Genomic DNA, 17,323 nt, shown 5'->3' on the forward strand with positions numbered 1-17,323 from the left:
CGGTTGATTGGGCGGGCCGCCCGCGTTGCTATGGGGGTGGCCTCGAGGTCAATGCCAGGAAGGCTCCCAAGTCGATCAATCCTGCCGGTGTGGTCGGCAGATATTGGGTCAGTAGCTCGGAGCGCACGACGACCGCCGCGTACTGTGCTCGGCTGATGGCCACATTGAGCCGATTCCTGTTGAGCAGGAACGATATTCCGCGGGGGACGTCGTCTGCCGAGGAGGCCGTCATCGAGATCAGGACGACGGGCGCCTGCCCGCCCTGGAACTTGTCGACGGTGCCGACCCGGATTCCGTCCAGACCGGCGGTAATCAATCGCTGTCGCAGCAACCCCACCTGGGCGTTGTAGGGCGCCAGCACCAGCAGGTCGGAAGCCGCCAATGGCCGGGTACCGCGCTCGTCGGTCCACGACCGTCCGAGCAGCGTCCGGATCTCGGCCAGTATCGCCTCGGCCTCTTCCAGGCTTTCGGTCGAATTACCTTGGTGTGCAACGGAAAGCACATGCACGCCGGGCTGGTAGCCGGCGATGCGGCGGGCGGCGGTGCACTCGGCGTGAGACTGCAATCTGCCCTCGTAGGACAGCAACGAAACGGCGGCACAGACCGCCGGATGCATTCGATATGAGCGGTCCAGAAAATAGCCTCGCTCGTCGGGCAGCGTGCGCTGCCCGTCGACCAGCCAATCCAGCGCCGAGGCGTCGACTGGTTCGGGATGAGTGCCCTGGCTGACCTGCGGAAGCTGTTGCGGGTCGCCGAGCAGCAACATGTTCGTCGCCGCCGGCGCCACCGCGATGGTGTTGGCCAGACTGAACTGGCCGGCCTCGTCGATCACCAGTAGATCCAGGCCGCTCCGGGGCACGCGTTGATCGTTGGCGAAATCCCAGGCGGTGCCGCCGATCACGCATCCCGCATGGTCAGCGATGAATGCCGGGTACTGCTTCTCGTCGATCTGCTGCCAGCGCGAAGCACTGCGGTCATACTTTTTCTTGGCGACGCATTCGGGATCCAAGTCGGCGTCGATCACACAGTCCAACAGGTTCTCCACTGCGGCGTGCGATTGCGCGACGACGCCGATGCGCCAGGAATGCTCGACGACCAATCGCTTGATCACCCGTGCGGCGGTGTGCGTCTTGCCGGTCCCCGGCGGTCCATGTACCGCGACGTATGAGGCGTCCAGTCCCAGCACCGCCGCCGTGATGTCGGCGACAATGTCGGTTCCGCGCGGTAGCCGGGTACGTGGCGGATGCCGCAGCAGCACGTCGACCAGCGCGGTGCGGGGCAGCCGGGGCAGCCCGGCGGCGACCGCGGATGCCGTGGCCTCGATGGACTTGCGCAGCACCGTTGTCGGTACCGGTGGCCCGGGAGTCAGCGCGAACGGCAGTTGCTCAAACGTGTTGCCGTCGCGGCCGGTTCGCTCCAGGATGACCACCTCGGTGGGTAGGCCGGAGTCGTCGACCCCGACAACCTCGGCGTGGCCGGCGGCCCGACGGTCGGGGTCGTCGCTCATGGCGGGCGGAGCCGGCGGGTCGTAGAGGGCGAACACGCTGCGCTTGAGGTCGCCGCGCGCCAGCTCGCCGGTCAGCCGCACCCGCCGTTGCGGTTTGCGCGCTCGCACCGGTGTATGCCAGGCGACCACCACCGACTTCTTGTCGGCAACGAAAACGTCTGTGCTGTCCGACCATTCGTCGACGGGATAGTTCAGCCGGTCGAAGTGCGCCCACCAGAACGGCTTGTCCTCGCGGCGGTGGTAGCCGCGGGCCGCCGACAGCAAGGCGACAACGTTCTGTTCCGGTGTGCGGTTGAGTGCTGCGTCGTCACCGACGAAGGTCGCCAGTGCTGCGGCCAACTCATCGTGGTCTTCGACCTTGCCGCTGTCGGGAACCGGTTGGACCCCGATCGGTGTGACCCCTGCTTCCCAAGCGCGCATCAGTAACCAATCGCGCAGTTCGCGGGTGGAGCGGCAGTCGTAGTGGTTGTAGTCCTCGATCTCCTTGAGCACCGCCGCGGCCTCATCCGTGCGGCCTTCGGCGCGTAATTCGCAGTAGCGCGCGTAGCAGGTGATCGAGTCGGCGGCCGTCGTGACCTCACCGGCACGCAACCGGGCGCCCATGTAGAGCGGCTCCAGCGCCTTGAGGCTGAACGAGTCCGTGCCGGCGCGAAGGCTTTTGCGCACCAACGGGTAAAGGTCGACGAGGACACCGTTGCGCAACAGCTCGTCGACGTCGTCCTCACCGACGCCGTAGCGCCCGGCAAGCCGCAGCAGTGCGGTCCTCTCGTACGGCGCGTAATGGTAGATGTGCATGTTGGGATGGCGACGGCGACGTTTGGCCACCATCGCCAGAAAATCCTTGAGGGCCTGACGTTCCTGGGCCCGGTCATGCGCCCAGAGCGGCCGGAAATTTCCCGCGGGTCCGGCTTCCAATACGCCGAACAGGTATTCCAGCCCCCACTCACGGCCGTCGGCCGTCCACAGCGGATCGCCTTCGAAGTCGAAGAACAGGTCGCCGGCGTCGGGTTCCGGCAATAGCGCCAGCGGCTGCGGGTCGACGATCTCGTACTGCGGTGTCCCGGTATCACGTTGCCGCACTTGCAGTTTAGCTTGTGCAGTCAGCTTGTCGAGGGCGCTGGGCACCAGCCCCGGCACCGGTTGTGTGAGTTCGGCGAGTTCTCGGATTGTGCTGATGCCGGCGTCGATCAGCTTGTCCCGCTGGGCGACCCGCATCCCGGCGACCAGCAGCAAGTCGTCGGTTGCGCGAAGCTGTTCGGTGCACAGCGGACAACGAAAACATGCGCGCACGCCGGGATCGTCCCAGCGCACCGCGGTGCTCGAGGCGTGATGCTCGTCGAGCAGCCGCTGCAAGACGGCGCGTTGGGACCGGTAAACCGGGATCAGGTCGCCAATCCGGTACCGCACGACGGTGCCGTCGCCAAGTTCCAACTCTGCCTCCGGCGCTATCGGCACCCCGGCGCCGGTTAGTGCGTCGGCGTAGGCCGCCAGCTGCAGCAGTGCGGTGACTTGCGGCGAGCGCGCCAGCTTGGCGTCGGCGACCCGATAGCGCTCACCGTCGCGGATCAGGAAGTCGGCGAACCCGACGAAGCGGCCGTCGAACAGCGCAGCCTGATAGACCACCCGGGCGCGGTTGCCGATGGCGTGCCGGGTCGCCGCGGCGGCCGCCGTCAGCCCGGCGAGCGTGTATGCCGGGCGCCCGATGACGGCGACGTCATCACCGAACTCGTCGCGCAGCCGGGCGAGCCGGCGTCGTTCGTGTTCGTTTCCGAGTACGGCGGCTCTGGCCAGCAATTCGTCCTCGACTGGCACAGCCGGGCCGCGGCCGAGCTTGGCGTCGAAATTTCTGAGCAGCGAGTACTCACAGCGCGCGGCGGCGGCGAGATCTGATGCGCTGTAGACCAGAGTGCCGTCACTGAGGAACACAACCGCAACGGTAGGTCAGGGGTCCGACATCGACGACGAACAGGCGTAACGCCTGGTTGGGTCGTCCACCACGTGACCTGACCGGCCGGCGAGATGCGCTGAGGCTACGGGCCCGCGGGCGCTACCTCCGGAGCCGCGGAAGGCATCGGCGGAACCGCTCGGCCGCCTGAGGCCCCGCGCTGAAGCATAGGCACGCCATGGCGGGGGCGGGCCAGGTGCTACCGCTCGGTGCGAAAAGCCGGCGGTTTGACCGAAAATGTGGCGGTCAGCGCCGCCGCTTATTCGGTTATGCGCCTGGTGTGTTGCCGAGGACTTCGACGCCGCTGCCGTTCCAGCGGAATTTCACCAAGCTGTTCAAGCCGGTAATTCCCCCGGAGTACGTCAACGCGACCGTGTCTCCCGTGCACTGCGACTCGTCCACCCCGGTGAACCCGTAGGCGTCGGGGACCCCCTGCTTGATGAACTGGCCCAGGTGGAACATCACCGCGCGAGTAGTGGGATTGGTGTCGTTCGTGTTGGCCTTGATGATCACCGCGGACAGCTGCGCGCACTGGTTATAGTTGCCGGCCAGCGGTTCCGGATTCCAGGGCTGCTGACTACGTGGATCGCGAGGCAGCTCGGACACGACCCGGACAATTGCGGGCGAGGCGAGGTTGACCGCACACGGGTCGGCCGGGGCCGCACTACCGGTGGGTGGGGCAGCCGTCGCCGGCGACGGGTTCGTCGGGCTCGACGCGCTGGAGGCAGCGACGGGAGGTGTGGTTGCCTGCGGCGTCTTCGCGACCGTGGAATCCCCCGAACCACAGCCCGTCAAGGCTGCGGCGACCAGTGCCGTCGCAGACACGCCTATCAGTGGCGCGGCACGTCGGGGGAGCGACCACACACCGGGCACCGTAGCGCTATCGGGCTGCGGATTGTGTCAGGCGTGGCCGTGCCATCGAGAACTGGCGTCGGCTGACCCGCTGCGCCCTTCGACGCCGGGCTCGCGATCACCAGCGTCGTTTGCCGAGGGTAACGCCACGGCGAAATTTCGACGCAAATCTCGCCCTGGCGTTCCGCTCGCGGTACGCCGCCCTGGCGTAGGTCGGCTGACCCGCTGCGCCCTTCGACGCCGGGCTCAGCGGGCCACCACTAAACTCCGTGTGAAATGGCCATCTCGGACCCCTCGCCCCCGGCGGGCCCCACGACATTCGGCGACCTGCAGATCCATCCCTCGGTTCTGCGGGCGATCGCGGCTGTCGGCTACGAGTCGCCGACGGCCATCCAGGCCGCGACCATCCCGGCGCTGATGGCCGGTTCCGACGTGGTGGGGCTGGCGCAGACCGGAACCGGCAAGACCGCAGCGTTCGCGATTCCGATCCTGTCCAAAATCGACGTCACCAGCACGGCGACCCAGGCGCTGATTCTGGCGCCTACCCGGGAGCTGGCGCTGCAGGTCGCCGAGGCGTTCAGCCGCTACGGGGCGCATCTACCCAAGCTCAACGTGCTGCCGATCTACGGCGGGTCGTCCTATGCCGTGCAGCTGGCCGGGCTGAGGCGCGGCGCGCAAATCATTGTCGGCACGCCCGGTCGGGTCATCGACCACCTGGAGCGCGGGACGCTGGACCTGTCCCGGGTGGACTACCTGGTGCTCGACGAGGCCGACGAGATGCTGGCCATGGGTTTCGCCGACGACGTCGAGCGCATCTTGTCCGACACCCCGGAATACAAACAGGTGGCCCTGTTTTCGGCGACCATGCCCCCGACGATCCGCAAGATCACCACCAGGTATCTGCATGATCCGCTGGAAGTCACCTCCAAGGCGAAAACAGCCACCGCCGAGAACATTTCACAGCGCTATATCCAGGTAGCCGGCCCGCGCAAGATGGACGCCCTCACCCGAGTCCTTGAGGTCGAGCCCTTCGAGGCGATGATCGTGTTCGTCCGCACCAAGCAGGCGACCGAAGAGGTCGCCGAAAAGCTAAGGGCCCGAGGCTTTTCCGCAGCGGCCATCAACGGCGACATTCCGCAGCAGCAGCGGGAGCGGACCATCACGGCGCTGCGTGAAGGCGGCCCCAAAGGCATCGACATCCTGGTCGCCACCGACGTGGCGGCCCGCGGGCTCGATGTCGAACGCATATCGCATGTGCTCAACTACGACATTCCGCACGACACCGAGTCCTACGTGCACCGCATCGGGCGCACCGGAAGGGCCGGCCGTTCCGGAGCCGCGCTGTTGTTCGTCTCCCCGCGCGAACGCCACCTGCTCAAGGCGATCGAAAAAGCCACCCGGCAAACGATGACCGAGGCCGAGTTGCCCACCGTCGAGGACGTCAACGCCCAGCGGGTGGCTAACTTCTCCGATTCGATCACCGACGCGCTGGCAAGACCGGGAGTCGATCTGTTCCGCAAGCTGGTCGAGGACTACGAACGCGAGCACGATGTACCGATGGCCGACATCGCCGCAGCCTTGGCGTTGCAGTCGCGAGACGGCGAGGCATTCCTGCTGGCACCCGAACCACCACCCGAGCGGCGCAGCGAGACCAAGAAACCCGTAACTGACCAGCGTACCGAAAGGCGAAGAAACGGCCCGGCGCTGAGCACGTACCGCATCTCAGTCGGCAAGCGCCACAAGATCGGTCCGGGCGCGATCGTCGGTGCGATTGCCAACGAAGGAGGGCTGCACCGCAGCGATTTCGGCCACATCAGCATCGGGGCGGACTTCTCGCTGGTGGAGCTGCCCGCCAAGCTGCCGCGCGCGACCCTCAAAAAGCTCGAGCACACCCGGATCTCGGGCGTGTTGATCGACCTGCGGCCGGAACGGCCGGCCGACAAGGCGCGCCGCTCCGACAGTGGCAAGCCACGCCGGAAACGGGTCGGATGACCCTGTCCAAAGCCGAGGACGACCAAGGCGGACTCGAGCAGATCTCACACGTGGACCGCGTCGCGTCGCTGACCGGAATCCGGGCAGTCGCGGCCCTTTTGGTGGTAGGCACCCACGCGGCCTACACCACCGGCAAGTACACCCACGGCTATTGGGGCCTGGTGTCGTCCCGGATGGAGATCGGTGTCCCGATCTTCTTCGTGCTGTCCGGTTACCTGTTGTTTCGTCCGTGGGTGCGCTCCGCCGCCACCGACGGCCCACCACCTTCGCTGAGCCGTTATGCCTGGCATCGGGTCCGCCGGATCATGCCGGCCTACGTCGTCGTCGTGCTGATCGCCTACGTGATCTACCACTTCCGCACCGCCGGGCCCAACCCCGGGCACAGCTGGATGGGGCTGGTGCGCAACCTGACGTTGACCCAGATCTACACCGATGGCTATCTCGGTTCCTATCTGCATCAGGGGCTGACCCAGATGTGGAGCCTGGCGGTGGAGGCAGCCTTCTACGTGGCCCTGCCATTCCTGGCCTACGTGCTCCTGGTGCTGGTCAGCCGGCGGCGCTGGCAGCCCAAGTTGATGGTCGGGGCGCTGGCGGGAATGGCAACCATCACACCGGTGTGGTTGGTCCTGATACACACCGTTGGCTGGTTTCCCGACGGCGCTCGCCTCTGGTTGCCCAGTTACCTGGCCTGGTTTCTCGGCGGCATGATGCTGACCGTCTTGCAGGCGATGGGCGTGCGATGCTACGCGTTTGCCGCACTCCCGCTGGCCGTCGTCTGCTATTTCATCGCCTCCACGCCGATCGCCGGCGCGCCCACGACATCGCCGTCGGCGGTGACCGAAGCAGTGGTCAAGGCGTGCTTCTACACCGTGATCGCAACGCTGGCGGTGGCACCGCTGGCCCTCGGCGATCAGGGCTGGTACTCGCGGCTGCTGGCCAGCCGACCGATGGTGTGGCTTGGTGAGATCTCCTACGAGATCTTCCTGGTCCACCTGGTGACCATGGAATTCGCGATGGTTCACGTGGTCCGCTACCGGGTATACACCGGATCGATGCTGAACCTCTTCATCGCGACGATGGTGGTGACAATTCCCGTGGCATGGCTGCTGCACCGCTTTACCCGGGTCAATACATAGGGTGCGAGCACCGTTCGGCCGGTCAGCATTTTAGGGTAGCCTGCGCTAAATCGATGTGAATGTGACGAAGGAACGTAAACGACCCATGACCGAGCACAAGGCATCACGGGGCTGGCAGGGTGCGGTGTTGAAGCTCATGCGGGCCGGGGACTACCGGCTGACCGTCACCGGCTGGCGCGAGATCAACCCGCACTATCTCCGGTTGAGCTTCGACGACGGCGGGATGCTGGGTGAGCATGCCGTGCATCCGACCATGTGGATCCGGATGTGGTTCTCCAACGGCGACAAGTCGCACCAACGCGGCTACACGTTGGTGGACCCCGATCCAGTTAGGGGCGTATTCGACGTAGAGTTCGCCCTGCACGAGGGCATCGCGTCGGATTGGGCACGCAACGTGCAACCCGGCGACACCATCGAGGCGACGGTACTGGGCAGCAAGTTTGCCATCCCGGATCCGCCACCCAGCGGATATGTCATCGTCGGTGACACCGCATCATTGCCGGCGATCAACTCTTTGCTCGAATCGATCGGCGACGCTCCCGCGCGCGTGTTTCTCGAGGCCGGCTACGACGAGGACAAATCGCTGCCGGTCGTCCGCGCCGGCGACGTCACATGGGTGGATCGCAAGAACGACGGCGACGCGCTGCTCCAGACGGTGCGCGGGGCGGCGTTCGACGCCGGTGATCACTTCGGCTGGGTTGCCAGCAGCACCCGCACCACCCGCTCGGTCGCCAAGATACTGCGCGAGGACTTCGGTATTCCGCGCAAAGCCATTAAGGCTCAAGCCTATTGGATGGCCTGACCGGCGAAGTGGCCGTAACAAGGCTGCAAATCACCTGCGCGAGAGCAGACCAACCCCGGCTCAACCCGGCGAATCACGCGCCGCGGAGGGTGACCGCCGTCGTCCGGGGTGTTGCTCTTAGCGTGTAATGGTCGATCACTTCCGCATCACCGGTACCTTCGGGACCCTTGGTTCCACCGGAACTCTGCCTATGGGCGGTACGGGCCTGGGAGTGGGTCTGGGAGGTGGCGCGGGCGCCGGGGGTGGTGTGGGCCTCGGAGGTGGTGGTGGGGCCACCGGCGGCGGTGTCGTAGGCGGTGGGGTCACCGGCGGCGGCGGTGTCGTGGGCGGCGGGGTCACCGGCGGCGGTGTCGTCGGTGGCGGGGTCACCGGCGGCGGTGTCGTCGGTGACGGGATCCCGCACAGCGGTCTGGGTATCCGCGGCAGGCCGCTCAGCAGTTGCTGGATGGGGAACAACTGCGACCAGGCCTGCGAGACGCCGACGTGGTAGCCGAACATCGCCGCCACATTCTGGGCCCACATCGCCTCGTATTCGGCTTCCATTGCCGCGATCGCCGGGATGTTGAACCCAAAGATGTTGGTATTTGCCAGGACTCGGGTGATGGCCCGGTTGGCCGCAATAATCACGGGTGACACGGTGGCGGCGCGGGCCGCTTCGAAAGCTGCCACCACGGCGCCGGCTTGGCAGGCCGCCCCCTCGGAATGGGAAGCCGCCGCGGTGAGCCACGCCGCATACGGCGCCGCCATCTCGGTCATCTTCGCCGCTGCCGCGCCTTGCCATGCTCCGGAGGTCAGGTTGGCGGTCACTGACGCGAATGACGCTGCTGCCGAGCGCAATTCGCCGGCCAACTCACCCCAGGCCGTTGCCGCCGACAACATTGGCCCCGATCCTGCGCCTGTCTGCAACAACGCCGAATTGATCTCCGGAGGAAACATGGGGTACGTCATCGCCAATCCTTCCGTGAGGACCTGACTTCAATCACCTTGGCTACCGGTGCCAACGGGCTACCGCCCCCTGCGCGGACACGCCTCTGCTGACGGCGGACCAATTCGGTGCCGCAATGTCGCCTACCGCCACCATGGTCGGCTGTTGACACATAACCGCCATGCCGTGTATTACCTCCACGACATTTAACCTGTCGATCACACGCATGATCGATAAGCAACAACATAACGCCGGCTCGACGGCGTGTCTAGGAAGTCAACGAGAAATGCTCGGGCGTTTAATCGATGAGGGATTTCAGAATCTACTGTCATTTCCGTGGGTGTGGTGTCATGCGGCTCGTCCGGGTAGCTGGTGGCATAGGCCGCCTCGAGTGAGCATGGCCATGGCTATGAGGGCGTCGGGGCTGTGAAATTCCTGGGAGCGCTTGGTCAATGCTCGCAGGTGGGTGTTGGTGGCTTCGGATCGAGTGTTCGATTGCCCGTGGTCGAGGGTGTTCCAGAGCAGGTCGCCGTGGCGGCGGATGGTGCGGGCCAGCGCGACGAACTCCGGGGTATGCGAGTGGCTGGCCCACGACAGCCATCCATCCGGCAGTTGCCGACCCTGTTCGCCCTTGACCCGAAATACTTCGCGCAGTTGCTCTTTGAGCAGATACGCCCGGTAGAGGGTGGCGTAGGTTGCCGCGATCTGCGCGAGGCTGGTGCGCTGCGCGCCGGTCAAATCGTGCGGGTCCTTGCGCACCGCCCACATCGCGCGGCGGTCGCGGACCCCGGCGCGGGCCAGGGCGCACACCCACACCTTGTCGAGGGCTTTCATGGCCCAGGCCACCATATGGTAGGGGTCCAGGCAGAGCAGCGCCGGCTGGCGCGTTCGTGCACTACGGTGTGGATCCCATCGCAGCTGATGAGGGTCAACAACCGCGCCCCTTCGGCTCCGAGGTCGTCGACGAACCGGCCCAGCGTCTCGGAGTTGCGGCCCTCGGCCGCCCACACCAGCCGGCCGGTCCCGTGGTCAACAATCACCGTCGAATAGCGGTGCCCCGCCGGTAGGAGATCTCATCGATCCCGATCCGCGGCAGCGCCCAAAACCTCAGGTCAGCTGACCCACGACAACGTCACAAGAGCCCGATTTCAAGCCAGGAATTCCGTGGCCAAGAGTCACACTTTGTTGACTCCACCGGTTCCAACAGCGGCCGGCTTTCTCAATCCTGCCGGTGGATCATCCTGCAGACCAACAAATTCAGTTCTCACAGTTGACGTGCAGTTGCCGGCGATGACCTTTTTGGCTAGGGCCGATATCGCCCGCTATTACCCCGACTGGCCGGTATTGCCCGACGCGCCTGCGGCGCCTTCGGCACCGGTGTTGCCCGCGACACCGTCGATACCGTTGGCTTGGCCGCCTACGCCATGCGCTCCGCCGTTCCCACCGGCACCGCCAGCTCCACCGGTGCCGCCGACTCCCGCGGCACCGCCTTCGCCGGAGCTGCCCGATTGGCCGAACAATCCATGCCCGCCGCCCTTGCCGCCGTTGCCGCCATCGCCTCCGACACCGCCGATGCCGCCGGTGCCGCCAGCACCGCCGACGCCGCCATTGCCGCCGAAGTCACCGGTAAAGATTTGGCTCGTATTCCCACCGCCGCCGCCGTCGCCGCCGGGTCCGCCCGCACCGCCGGCGCCGCCCATACCGCCAGCGCCGCCTAGACCACCCATGCCACCGTCGCCGACCAGCAGCCCACCCCGGCCGCCGGCGCCGCCGACACCGCCGGTGCCGCCGAGGCCGCCCTGGGCGCCGACGCCGCCGGTGCCGCCGGTGCCGCCGTTACCGCCGACTGTGAAAGGGCTTCCGCCACCGCCCCCGTCGCCGCCGGCGCCCCCAGCAGCGCCAATACCGCCGGTGCCACCGGTGCCGCCGTCGCCGGACACACCCAGGGTCCCGCCGGCGGCCGTCCCGCCGCTGCCGCCGTCGCCGCCTGGAGCGCCGGCCCCGCCGGCACCTCCAGCACCGCCGTTGCCGCCGAAACTCGTGGTGTTGATCGACGTACCTGTGGCAGCGCCACCGTTGCCGCCGCTTCCACCGGGTGCTCCGACGCCGCCGATGCCTCCATTACCGCCGTTTCCCGCGGTGATTGTCCCGCTGGAAAACCGCGCATCGCCCCCGCTGCCGCCGGCGCCCCCGGCGATCCGGGGAGTGCCGTCGGCGCCAACGCCGCCGTCGGTGCCATCGCCGTTCGCGTTGCTGGGACCGTCAACGCCGCTGGCCGCTATGCCTGCCTGATCGACGCCGGGGGCGACGCCGGTAGCCCCGGTCGCGCCGGCGCCGCCGTTGCCACCTGCACCGCCGGCGCCCCACAAGCCAGCGTTGCCTCCGGCACCACCGTGTCCGCCGCTGCCTCCGGCGGTGAGGGCGGCGCCTCCGGCGCCGCCCGCACCGCCGTTGCCGTACAGCAGCCCACCGGCTCCGCCGTGACCGCCCGGCTGGCCGGGCCCGCCGGTTCCTCCGATCCCACCGTTGCCAATCAGCCCGGCATCACCGCCGGCTCCGCCAGCTTGACCGGTCCCGCCGGCCGTGCCGTTGCCACCATTTCCATACAGCAGACCGCCGGCTCCACCGGCCTGGCCCGGTGCGGATCCGTTGGCGCCGTTGCCGATCAGCGGCCGCCCGAGCAGTGCCTGGGTCGGCGCGTTGACCAGGGCCAGCACGTCCTGCTCGATGGTCTGCAAGGGCGAAACATTGGCCGCCTCGGCACTTGCGTAGGAGCCTGCGGCTGCGCTCAAGGCCTGCACGAACTGGTTGTGAAACGCCGCCGCCTGGACGCTGAGCGTCTGATAGGCCTGGCCATGCAGGGAAAACAGCGACGCCACCGCCGCCGAGACTTCATCGGCACCCGCAGCCAACAGTGCTGTCGTCGGGGTTGCTGCCGCCGCATTTGTCGAACGCAGCGACGAACCGATACCTACGAGATCAGCTGCTGCCGCCGCCAGTGCTTCCGGGCTAGCCAACACGAAAGACATCTTCGATCCCCTTTGAGCGAGTGGGGTTTGGCTACCGAGCCAGTACTCCACTGATCACCTTCGCCCGATTGGGGCCGCAGCGCCCTCGGCCTAATGGTGGGTTTGAAGGATGAAATTTCCTCCCCCTATTGGAGGAGGACAACGCAGCCGTCAGCGCCGAGTAGGAAGGCAACGAGCCCGCGTCGCCAATCGATCAGATCCGGACCGACGGGTCATGTCAGGCCGCCTATGGGGAGGCCGATACCGGAGCCACGACCGGGACGACGAAGTCTTCGATCATTGCCCGCTCGTCGGCTTCGTCCCGTCCGGGGAACAGCAGTAGCGAGGTGATCACGCGGACCGCCCAACGGGCCCGGCGGTCGACGGCGGCGTGGTCAGCGGAGCCTAGTGATTGCAGGAACGCTGCGGCCAGGGCGGTGATCACCTCAGACTGTCCGGCCAACTCGCCGCCGATCGGCGGGCGGCTCGCAGCGAACCACGCCGCCAGTGCGGGGCTTTCGCGAACCATCCGCAACGTCGCGGTAATGCTCGCGACCAGCCGCTCGCGTGGATCGTCGACGTCGTGGATCTCCTGCATGATCTGGCGAGCGACCCGACGGGTCTCGCGGTGCGCATAGGCGGTTCGCAGCGCCTCGCGACTCTCGAAATAGCGGTACAGCGTCGCGCGCGAACAGCCTGCCGCCCTGGCGATTTCGTTCATCCCGATCGATGCCGGGTCATGCTGGGTGTAGAGCTGCGCGGCGGCGTCCAGGATCCGGTCGGCGGCTACCTCGGTGCGGCGCTCGGCCAGCCAGTCCGTCCCGGCCATCAGGACTTCACTTCAAAAGGCACCGACAGCGGACGCCGGACGTAACTGCCGCCGGACCACACGATGGCGGACTTATCGATCGCGAAGTCCGGGCAGCGGGCCAGCAGCTCGGTCAGTGCGACGCGCGATTGCATACGTGCGGCGGCGGCGCCCAGGCAGTGGTGCGCGCCGTGACTGAAGGTCAAGATGTTGCGCGGGCACCGGGTGACGTCGAGTTCGCCTGCGTCCGGGCCGTATTGGCGCTCGTCACGATTGGCCGAGCCGTAGAGCAACAGCACCCGTCGCCCCGCGGGGATGGTGGTATCGCCGATCGTCACGTCATCGGTCACGGTGCGGGCCAGGCCCTGCACGGGCGAGGTGAGCCGCAGTAGTTCCTCGATTGCGTCGGGTATGCGGTCGGGGTTGTCGGCCAGCAGCTGCCGCTGGTCGGGTCGCTCGTGCAGCAGCGGCATCGAGCCGCCGAGCATTCCGGTGACGGTGTCGTTGCCGCCGGTGACCATGGTGAACGTGAACGCCAATATCGACAGCGTGCCGGCGATGTCGCCGTCTGCGCCCACGCCGGCAGCAACCAGGTGTGAGATGGTGTCGTCTTCGGGCTCGGTCCGGCGTTGCTCGATCAGCCTGGTGAAGTAGGCCATCAGCGAGCCAACCGCATCGCCGACCGTGCCCAGTGCGCCGGCGATACCGCCCTCGGCGGTGTTTGCCGCGACAATGGCCTGGGTCCAGCCATCGAATTGGGCGCGATCGTCGTCGGGCACGCCGAGGTAATGCGCGACCACCATCGACGGCAGGGGTTTGAACAGCTCGCTGACAATGTCGCCGCCACCGGCCGCGCGCAGCTTCTCGGTGCGCTCGACGACGAACTCGCGCACCTTGGGTTCGACTGCCTCAACCTGGCGCGGGGTGAAACCGCGCGACACCAGCTTGCGGAACTCGGTATGCACCGGCGGATCCTGCATCACCATCGGTGGATTATCTTGCAGGCCAATCATTTCCAGTTCGCCGTAGTTGACCGTCAAACCCTGGGCGGAAGAGAACGTCTGGTGGTCGCGGGCCGCTGCCCACACGTCGGCATGCCGGGACAGCACGTAGTAGTCATGGTCCGGACGCCCCGGCGGGACGACGTGGTGCACGGGGTCGTGGTCACGCAGGGCCCGGTACATCGGCCATGGATTGCGCCAGGTTTCAGCGGTGGCGAGCTGAAACACCGGTGGTGCATCATGAGACACAACGGCAGTCATGTCTTATTGATACGACAATTGTCGGCAATATGTCAACAACGCGGCATCGAGTGTGCGTTCAGGGATTCGGGAGTGCAGCCACGGCGGAAACCAAGTCCGCGGGTTCGCCCTCGGCGCGCACTCGGCGCCCTGACCGCACACTCGGCGCCGCCACCGCACACTCGACGCCGCCAGCGCACACTCGACGCCGTGACCGACGTCGTCACCGCGATGCGTCAGATCCCGCTGCCGGGGTTGAGGATGCCCAACGGGTCCAAGGCCTGCTTGATCCGCCGGTTGAGGTCCATCGCGTCCGGCCCGAGGTAACCGGCCAGCCATGGCCGCTTGAGCCGGCCGACGCCGTGTTCGCCGGTAATCGTGCCGCCCAGTCCGACCGCCAGGTCCATGATCTCGCCGTACGCCACTCGGGCGCGCTCGGCCATTGCGACGTCTGCGGGGTCATAGACGAGCAGCGGATGCGTGTTGCCATCGCCGGCATGGGCGATCACCGAGATCATCAGCTCACGCTCGTCGGCGATCCGCGCAATGCCGCTGACCAATGAGCCCAGCGCGGGCAGGGGCACCCCGACGTCTTCCAGCAACAGCGATCCCTTGGTCTCCACTGCCGGGATGCAGAATCGGCGGGCGGCGACAAACGCCTCGCCCTCGTCCGGGTCGTCGGTCGAAAACACTTCTGTCGCACCGCTTTCGGTGAACACGCCGGCCATGACCGCGGCGTCTTCGGAGCCGGCTCGCCCGCGCTCGTCTGACCCGGCGACCAGCATGGCCGCCGCGCCGCGGTCCAAATCCATGCGCATGGTGTCCTCGACGGCGTTGATGGCCACCGAATCCATGAACTCCAGCATTGACGGGCGGAGCCGCGCGGTGACGCCGAGCACCGCGTCGACAGCCGACTCCACCGAGGCGAAGCTGGCCACCACGATGCTCGACGCATGCTGCGCGGGCAGTAGCCGCAATGTCACTTCGGTAATGACGCCCAGCGTGCCTTCGCTGCCGACGAACAGCTTGGTCAGGCTCAAACCGGCCACGTCTTTCAAGCGCGGCCCGCCCAACCGGACCGCGGTGCCGTCGGCCAGCACCACCTGCATGCCCAGCACATAGTCGGTGGTGACACCGTATTTAACACAGCACAGGCCGCCGGCATTGGTGGCGATATTGCCGCCGATGCTGCAGATCTCGAACGACGACGGGTCCGGCGGATACCACAGGCCGTGTTCGGCGGCGGCCTGCTTCACCTCGGCATTAAACAGGCCGGGCTGGCACACCGCGGTGCGGGTGACGGGATCGATGGTGATGTCGCGCATCTTCTCCGTCGACAGCACGATTCCGTTGTCCAACGCGGTGGCCCCGCCCGACAACCCGGTACCGGCGCCGCGGGTGACCACCGCCACGCGGTTGGCGGTGGCCCAGCGTAGGACGGTTTGCACCTCTTCGGTGCGTCGCGGCCGGACCACGGCCAGCGGCTTTCCGGCGGACGGGTCGAAAGCGCGGTCTTGCCGGTAGCCCTCGGTGACGGCGGGGTCGGTGACCGCCATCCCCTCCGGCAGGCTGGCGATCAGGCCTGCCAGTACCTCATCGTTCCAAGCGCTCACCGAGCCGTCCACCGGATCGATCCTACGGGCCGGTGACCGCTGGACGGTTGAGCGATCCTGAAAGGCTGGGCGCTATCACAGCCGGGTTCAGCGGTCACCCCGGCGCCGAGATGCAGCAGCAGGCGTTCGGCGCGGTACCGGCGGCTCAAGAAACGCCAGATCCTCGGCGACTACTAATCGGCGACTAATGCAGGGACGTCACACCGTCGAGGGTTGATGCGAATCCGGCTCGGGCGCACGGTCCAGTTCGCGCAGTGACGGGATCCGGATACACACCATCCCGGTCAGCAAAATCGGCAGCGCCAACGCCAAGAACGTCACGTTCAATCCGGCGGCATCGGTCAGCGGGCCGGCCAGCAGCAAACCCAGCGGGCCGGCGGCAAAGGCCAGCGACGTCATCACGCCAACCACTCGGCCGCGCAGGTAGTGCGGCGCCCGGGTTTGCATCACGTAGTTGTAGATGGGCTGGATCGGCCCGTAGACCAGGCCGATCAGGGTGCAGCACACCAGGATGACCGGCAACGGCGGCAGGAGTGCTATGACAGCCGTCGCCGCACCAAGGGTGAGCACCGCGGTCAGCATGATCGTGCGCCGGCTCACGTAGTTCGACACGGTCGCGTAGCCGAGCGCGCCAACCAATCCGCCGAGGCAGATCGCCATCAACACCGAGCCCAGCTGGGCGGGCTGCTGGCGATCGGCGAAGTACTTGGGGAACAGCACGCTTTCCATCGGCAGATAGAGCGCTGTGACGGACAGGTCGATCAGCGCCAGCGCACGCAATACCCGCAAACTCCACACGAAACGAAGTCCCTCGGCGACTCCGGAGACCAGCCCCTCGGGGCGGGTCGCGTGATGCGGCTTGCCGGTGCCCTCGAGCCGCAGGGCGCCAATGGCGAGGATGGACAACCCAAACCCCCCGGAGGTAATCCACATCGTGTTGATGCCGCCGACCGTTGCGATCATGACACCGCCGATGCCCGGACCGACGACGAAGGCGAGGTTGAGGATGGCCTCGTAGATGCTGTTGACCCGATCCAGCGACCAGCCCGCCCGGGCGGCGGCTTCGGGCAGCATCGACTGGCGGGCGGTGATCCCGGCCGGGTCGAAGGCGGCCGAACAGGCGCCCAGCGCCGCAAGCACGGTCACGTCGACGGCGCCGGTGCCCAACGCCCAGGCCACCAGCGGCACAGCGGCCACCGCCGTCCCGGATAGGGCGTCGGACACCATCGACACCCGGCGACGGCCGAAGTAGTCGACCGCGGTGCCGGCGATCAGCGTCGAGAACAGCAGCGGCAGCGTCGTCGCACCGGCCACTATCGAGGCCTGCCCGGCGCTTCCTTCGCGCTGCAACACCAGCCACGGGAACGCCACGATCGAGATACCGTCGCCCGCACACGCCATCAAGGTGGCGAACAGGACCAGAAACACCGGCCCGCGGCTGTTGTTGTTGTTGTTGTTCATGGGTGATCGCGGCTGAATCTAGCGCCGAAGCCG

12 protein-coding genes and 1 pseudogene are annotated in these 17,323 nt (G+C 66.9%); 3 read left to right on the forward strand and 10 right to left on the reverse strand.

What is annotated here, in order from left to right; translation table 11 throughout:
* Window positions 1-28: 28 nt before the first annotated feature.
* On the reverse strand, window positions 29-3,433 hold the full coding sequence (locus tag AWC07_RS14635) for a TM0106 family RecB-like putative nuclease (RefSeq protein WP_085105121.1): 3,405 nt from the start codon (window positions 3,431-3,433) through the stop codon (window positions 29-31).
* Window positions 3,434-3,719: 286 nt separating this feature from the next.
* Window positions 3,720-4,325, reverse strand: coding sequence for an LppP/LprE family lipoprotein (locus AWC07_RS14640; protein WP_036414352.1), 606 nt, complete (start codon window positions 4,323-4,325; stop codon window positions 3,720-3,722).
* Window positions 4,326-4,580: 255 nt separating this feature from the next.
* Here AWC07_RS14640 and AWC07_RS14645 point away from each other — a divergent pair, with 255 nt between their 5' ends.
* From AWC07_RS14645 to AWC07_RS14655, 3 genes are all read left to right on the forward strand, one after another.
* Window positions 4,581-6,296, forward strand: coding sequence for a DEAD/DEAH box helicase (locus tag AWC07_RS14645; RefSeq protein WP_085105122.1), 1,716 nt, complete (start codon window positions 4,581-4,583; stop codon window positions 6,294-6,296).
* Window positions 6,293-7,432 carry an acyltransferase family protein gene (locus tag AWC07_RS14650; protein ID WP_036419375.1) on the forward strand — a complete coding sequence of 380 codons (1,140 nt, stop codon included), beginning with the start codon at window positions 6,293-6,295 and terminating at the stop codon, window positions 7,430-7,432. The genes AWC07_RS14645 and AWC07_RS14650 overlap by 4 nt, the downstream gene beginning before the upstream one ends.
* 85 nt (window positions 7,433-7,517) lie before the next feature.
* Window positions 7,518-8,234, forward strand: coding sequence for a siderophore-interacting protein (locus tag AWC07_RS14655; protein ID WP_085105123.1), 717 nt, complete (start codon window positions 7,518-7,520; stop codon window positions 8,232-8,234).
* Window positions 8,235-8,369: 135 nt separating this feature from the next.
* Here AWC07_RS14655 and AWC07_RS14660 read toward each other — a convergent pair whose 3' ends face one another.
* The 8 genes and pseudogenes from AWC07_RS14660 to tap form a co-directional block, all read right to left on the reverse strand.
* Window positions 8,370-9,182 (reverse strand): PPE family protein, encoded by an 813-nt coding sequence (locus tag AWC07_RS14660; RefSeq protein ID WP_085105124.1) that lies wholly within the window; start codon window positions 9,180-9,182, stop codon window positions 8,370-8,372.
* Window positions 9,183-9,507: 325 nt separating this feature from the next.
* Window positions 9,508-10,077, reverse strand: a complete 570-nt coding sequence (locus AWC07_RS14665; RefSeq protein WP_425271250.1) for a transposase — start codon at window positions 10,075-10,077, stop codon at window positions 9,508-9,510.
* A pseudogene (locus AWC07_RS29835) lies at window positions 9,990-10,208 on the reverse strand (ISL3 family transposase); the annotation flags it as partial. The gene AWC07_RS14665 and the pseudogene AWC07_RS29835, both read right to left, overlap by 88 nt.
* 276 nt (window positions 10,209-10,484) lie before the next feature.
* Window positions 10,485-12,188: a PE family protein gene (locus AWC07_RS14670; RefSeq protein ID WP_036416673.1), complete on the reverse strand. Its 1,704-nt coding sequence runs from the start codon at window positions 12,186-12,188 to the stop codon at window positions 10,485-10,487.
* Window positions 12,189-12,414: 226 nt separating this feature from the next.
* Window positions 12,415-12,996, reverse strand: a complete 582-nt coding sequence (locus tag AWC07_RS14675; RefSeq protein WP_036416675.1) for a TetR/AcrR family transcriptional regulator — start codon at window positions 12,994-12,996, stop codon at window positions 12,415-12,417.
* A complete protein-coding gene (locus AWC07_RS14680) occupies window positions 12,996-14,237 on the reverse strand; it encodes a cytochrome P450 (protein WP_036416677.1) in 1,242 nt (413 codons plus the stop codon). The genes AWC07_RS14675 and AWC07_RS14680 overlap by 1 nt, the downstream gene beginning before the upstream one ends.
* A gap of 215 nt (window positions 14,238-14,452) precedes the next feature.
* Window positions 14,453-15,772, reverse strand: coding sequence for an FAD-binding oxidoreductase (locus tag AWC07_RS14685; RefSeq protein ID WP_051508144.1), 1,320 nt, complete (start codon window positions 15,770-15,772; stop codon window positions 14,453-14,455).
* Window positions 15,773-16,027: 255 nt separating this feature from the next.
* On the reverse strand, window positions 16,028-17,290 hold the full coding sequence (tap, locus tag AWC07_RS14690; protein WP_036416680.1) for a multidrug efflux MFS transporter Tap: 1,263 nt from the start codon (window positions 17,288-17,290) through the stop codon (window positions 16,028-16,030).
* Window positions 17,291-17,323 lie beyond the last annotated feature (33 nt).

Source organism: Mycobacterium gastri, assembly GCF_002102175.1.
GTDB lineage: Bacteria > Actinomycetota > Actinomycetes > Mycobacteriales > Mycobacteriaceae > Mycobacterium > Mycobacterium gastri.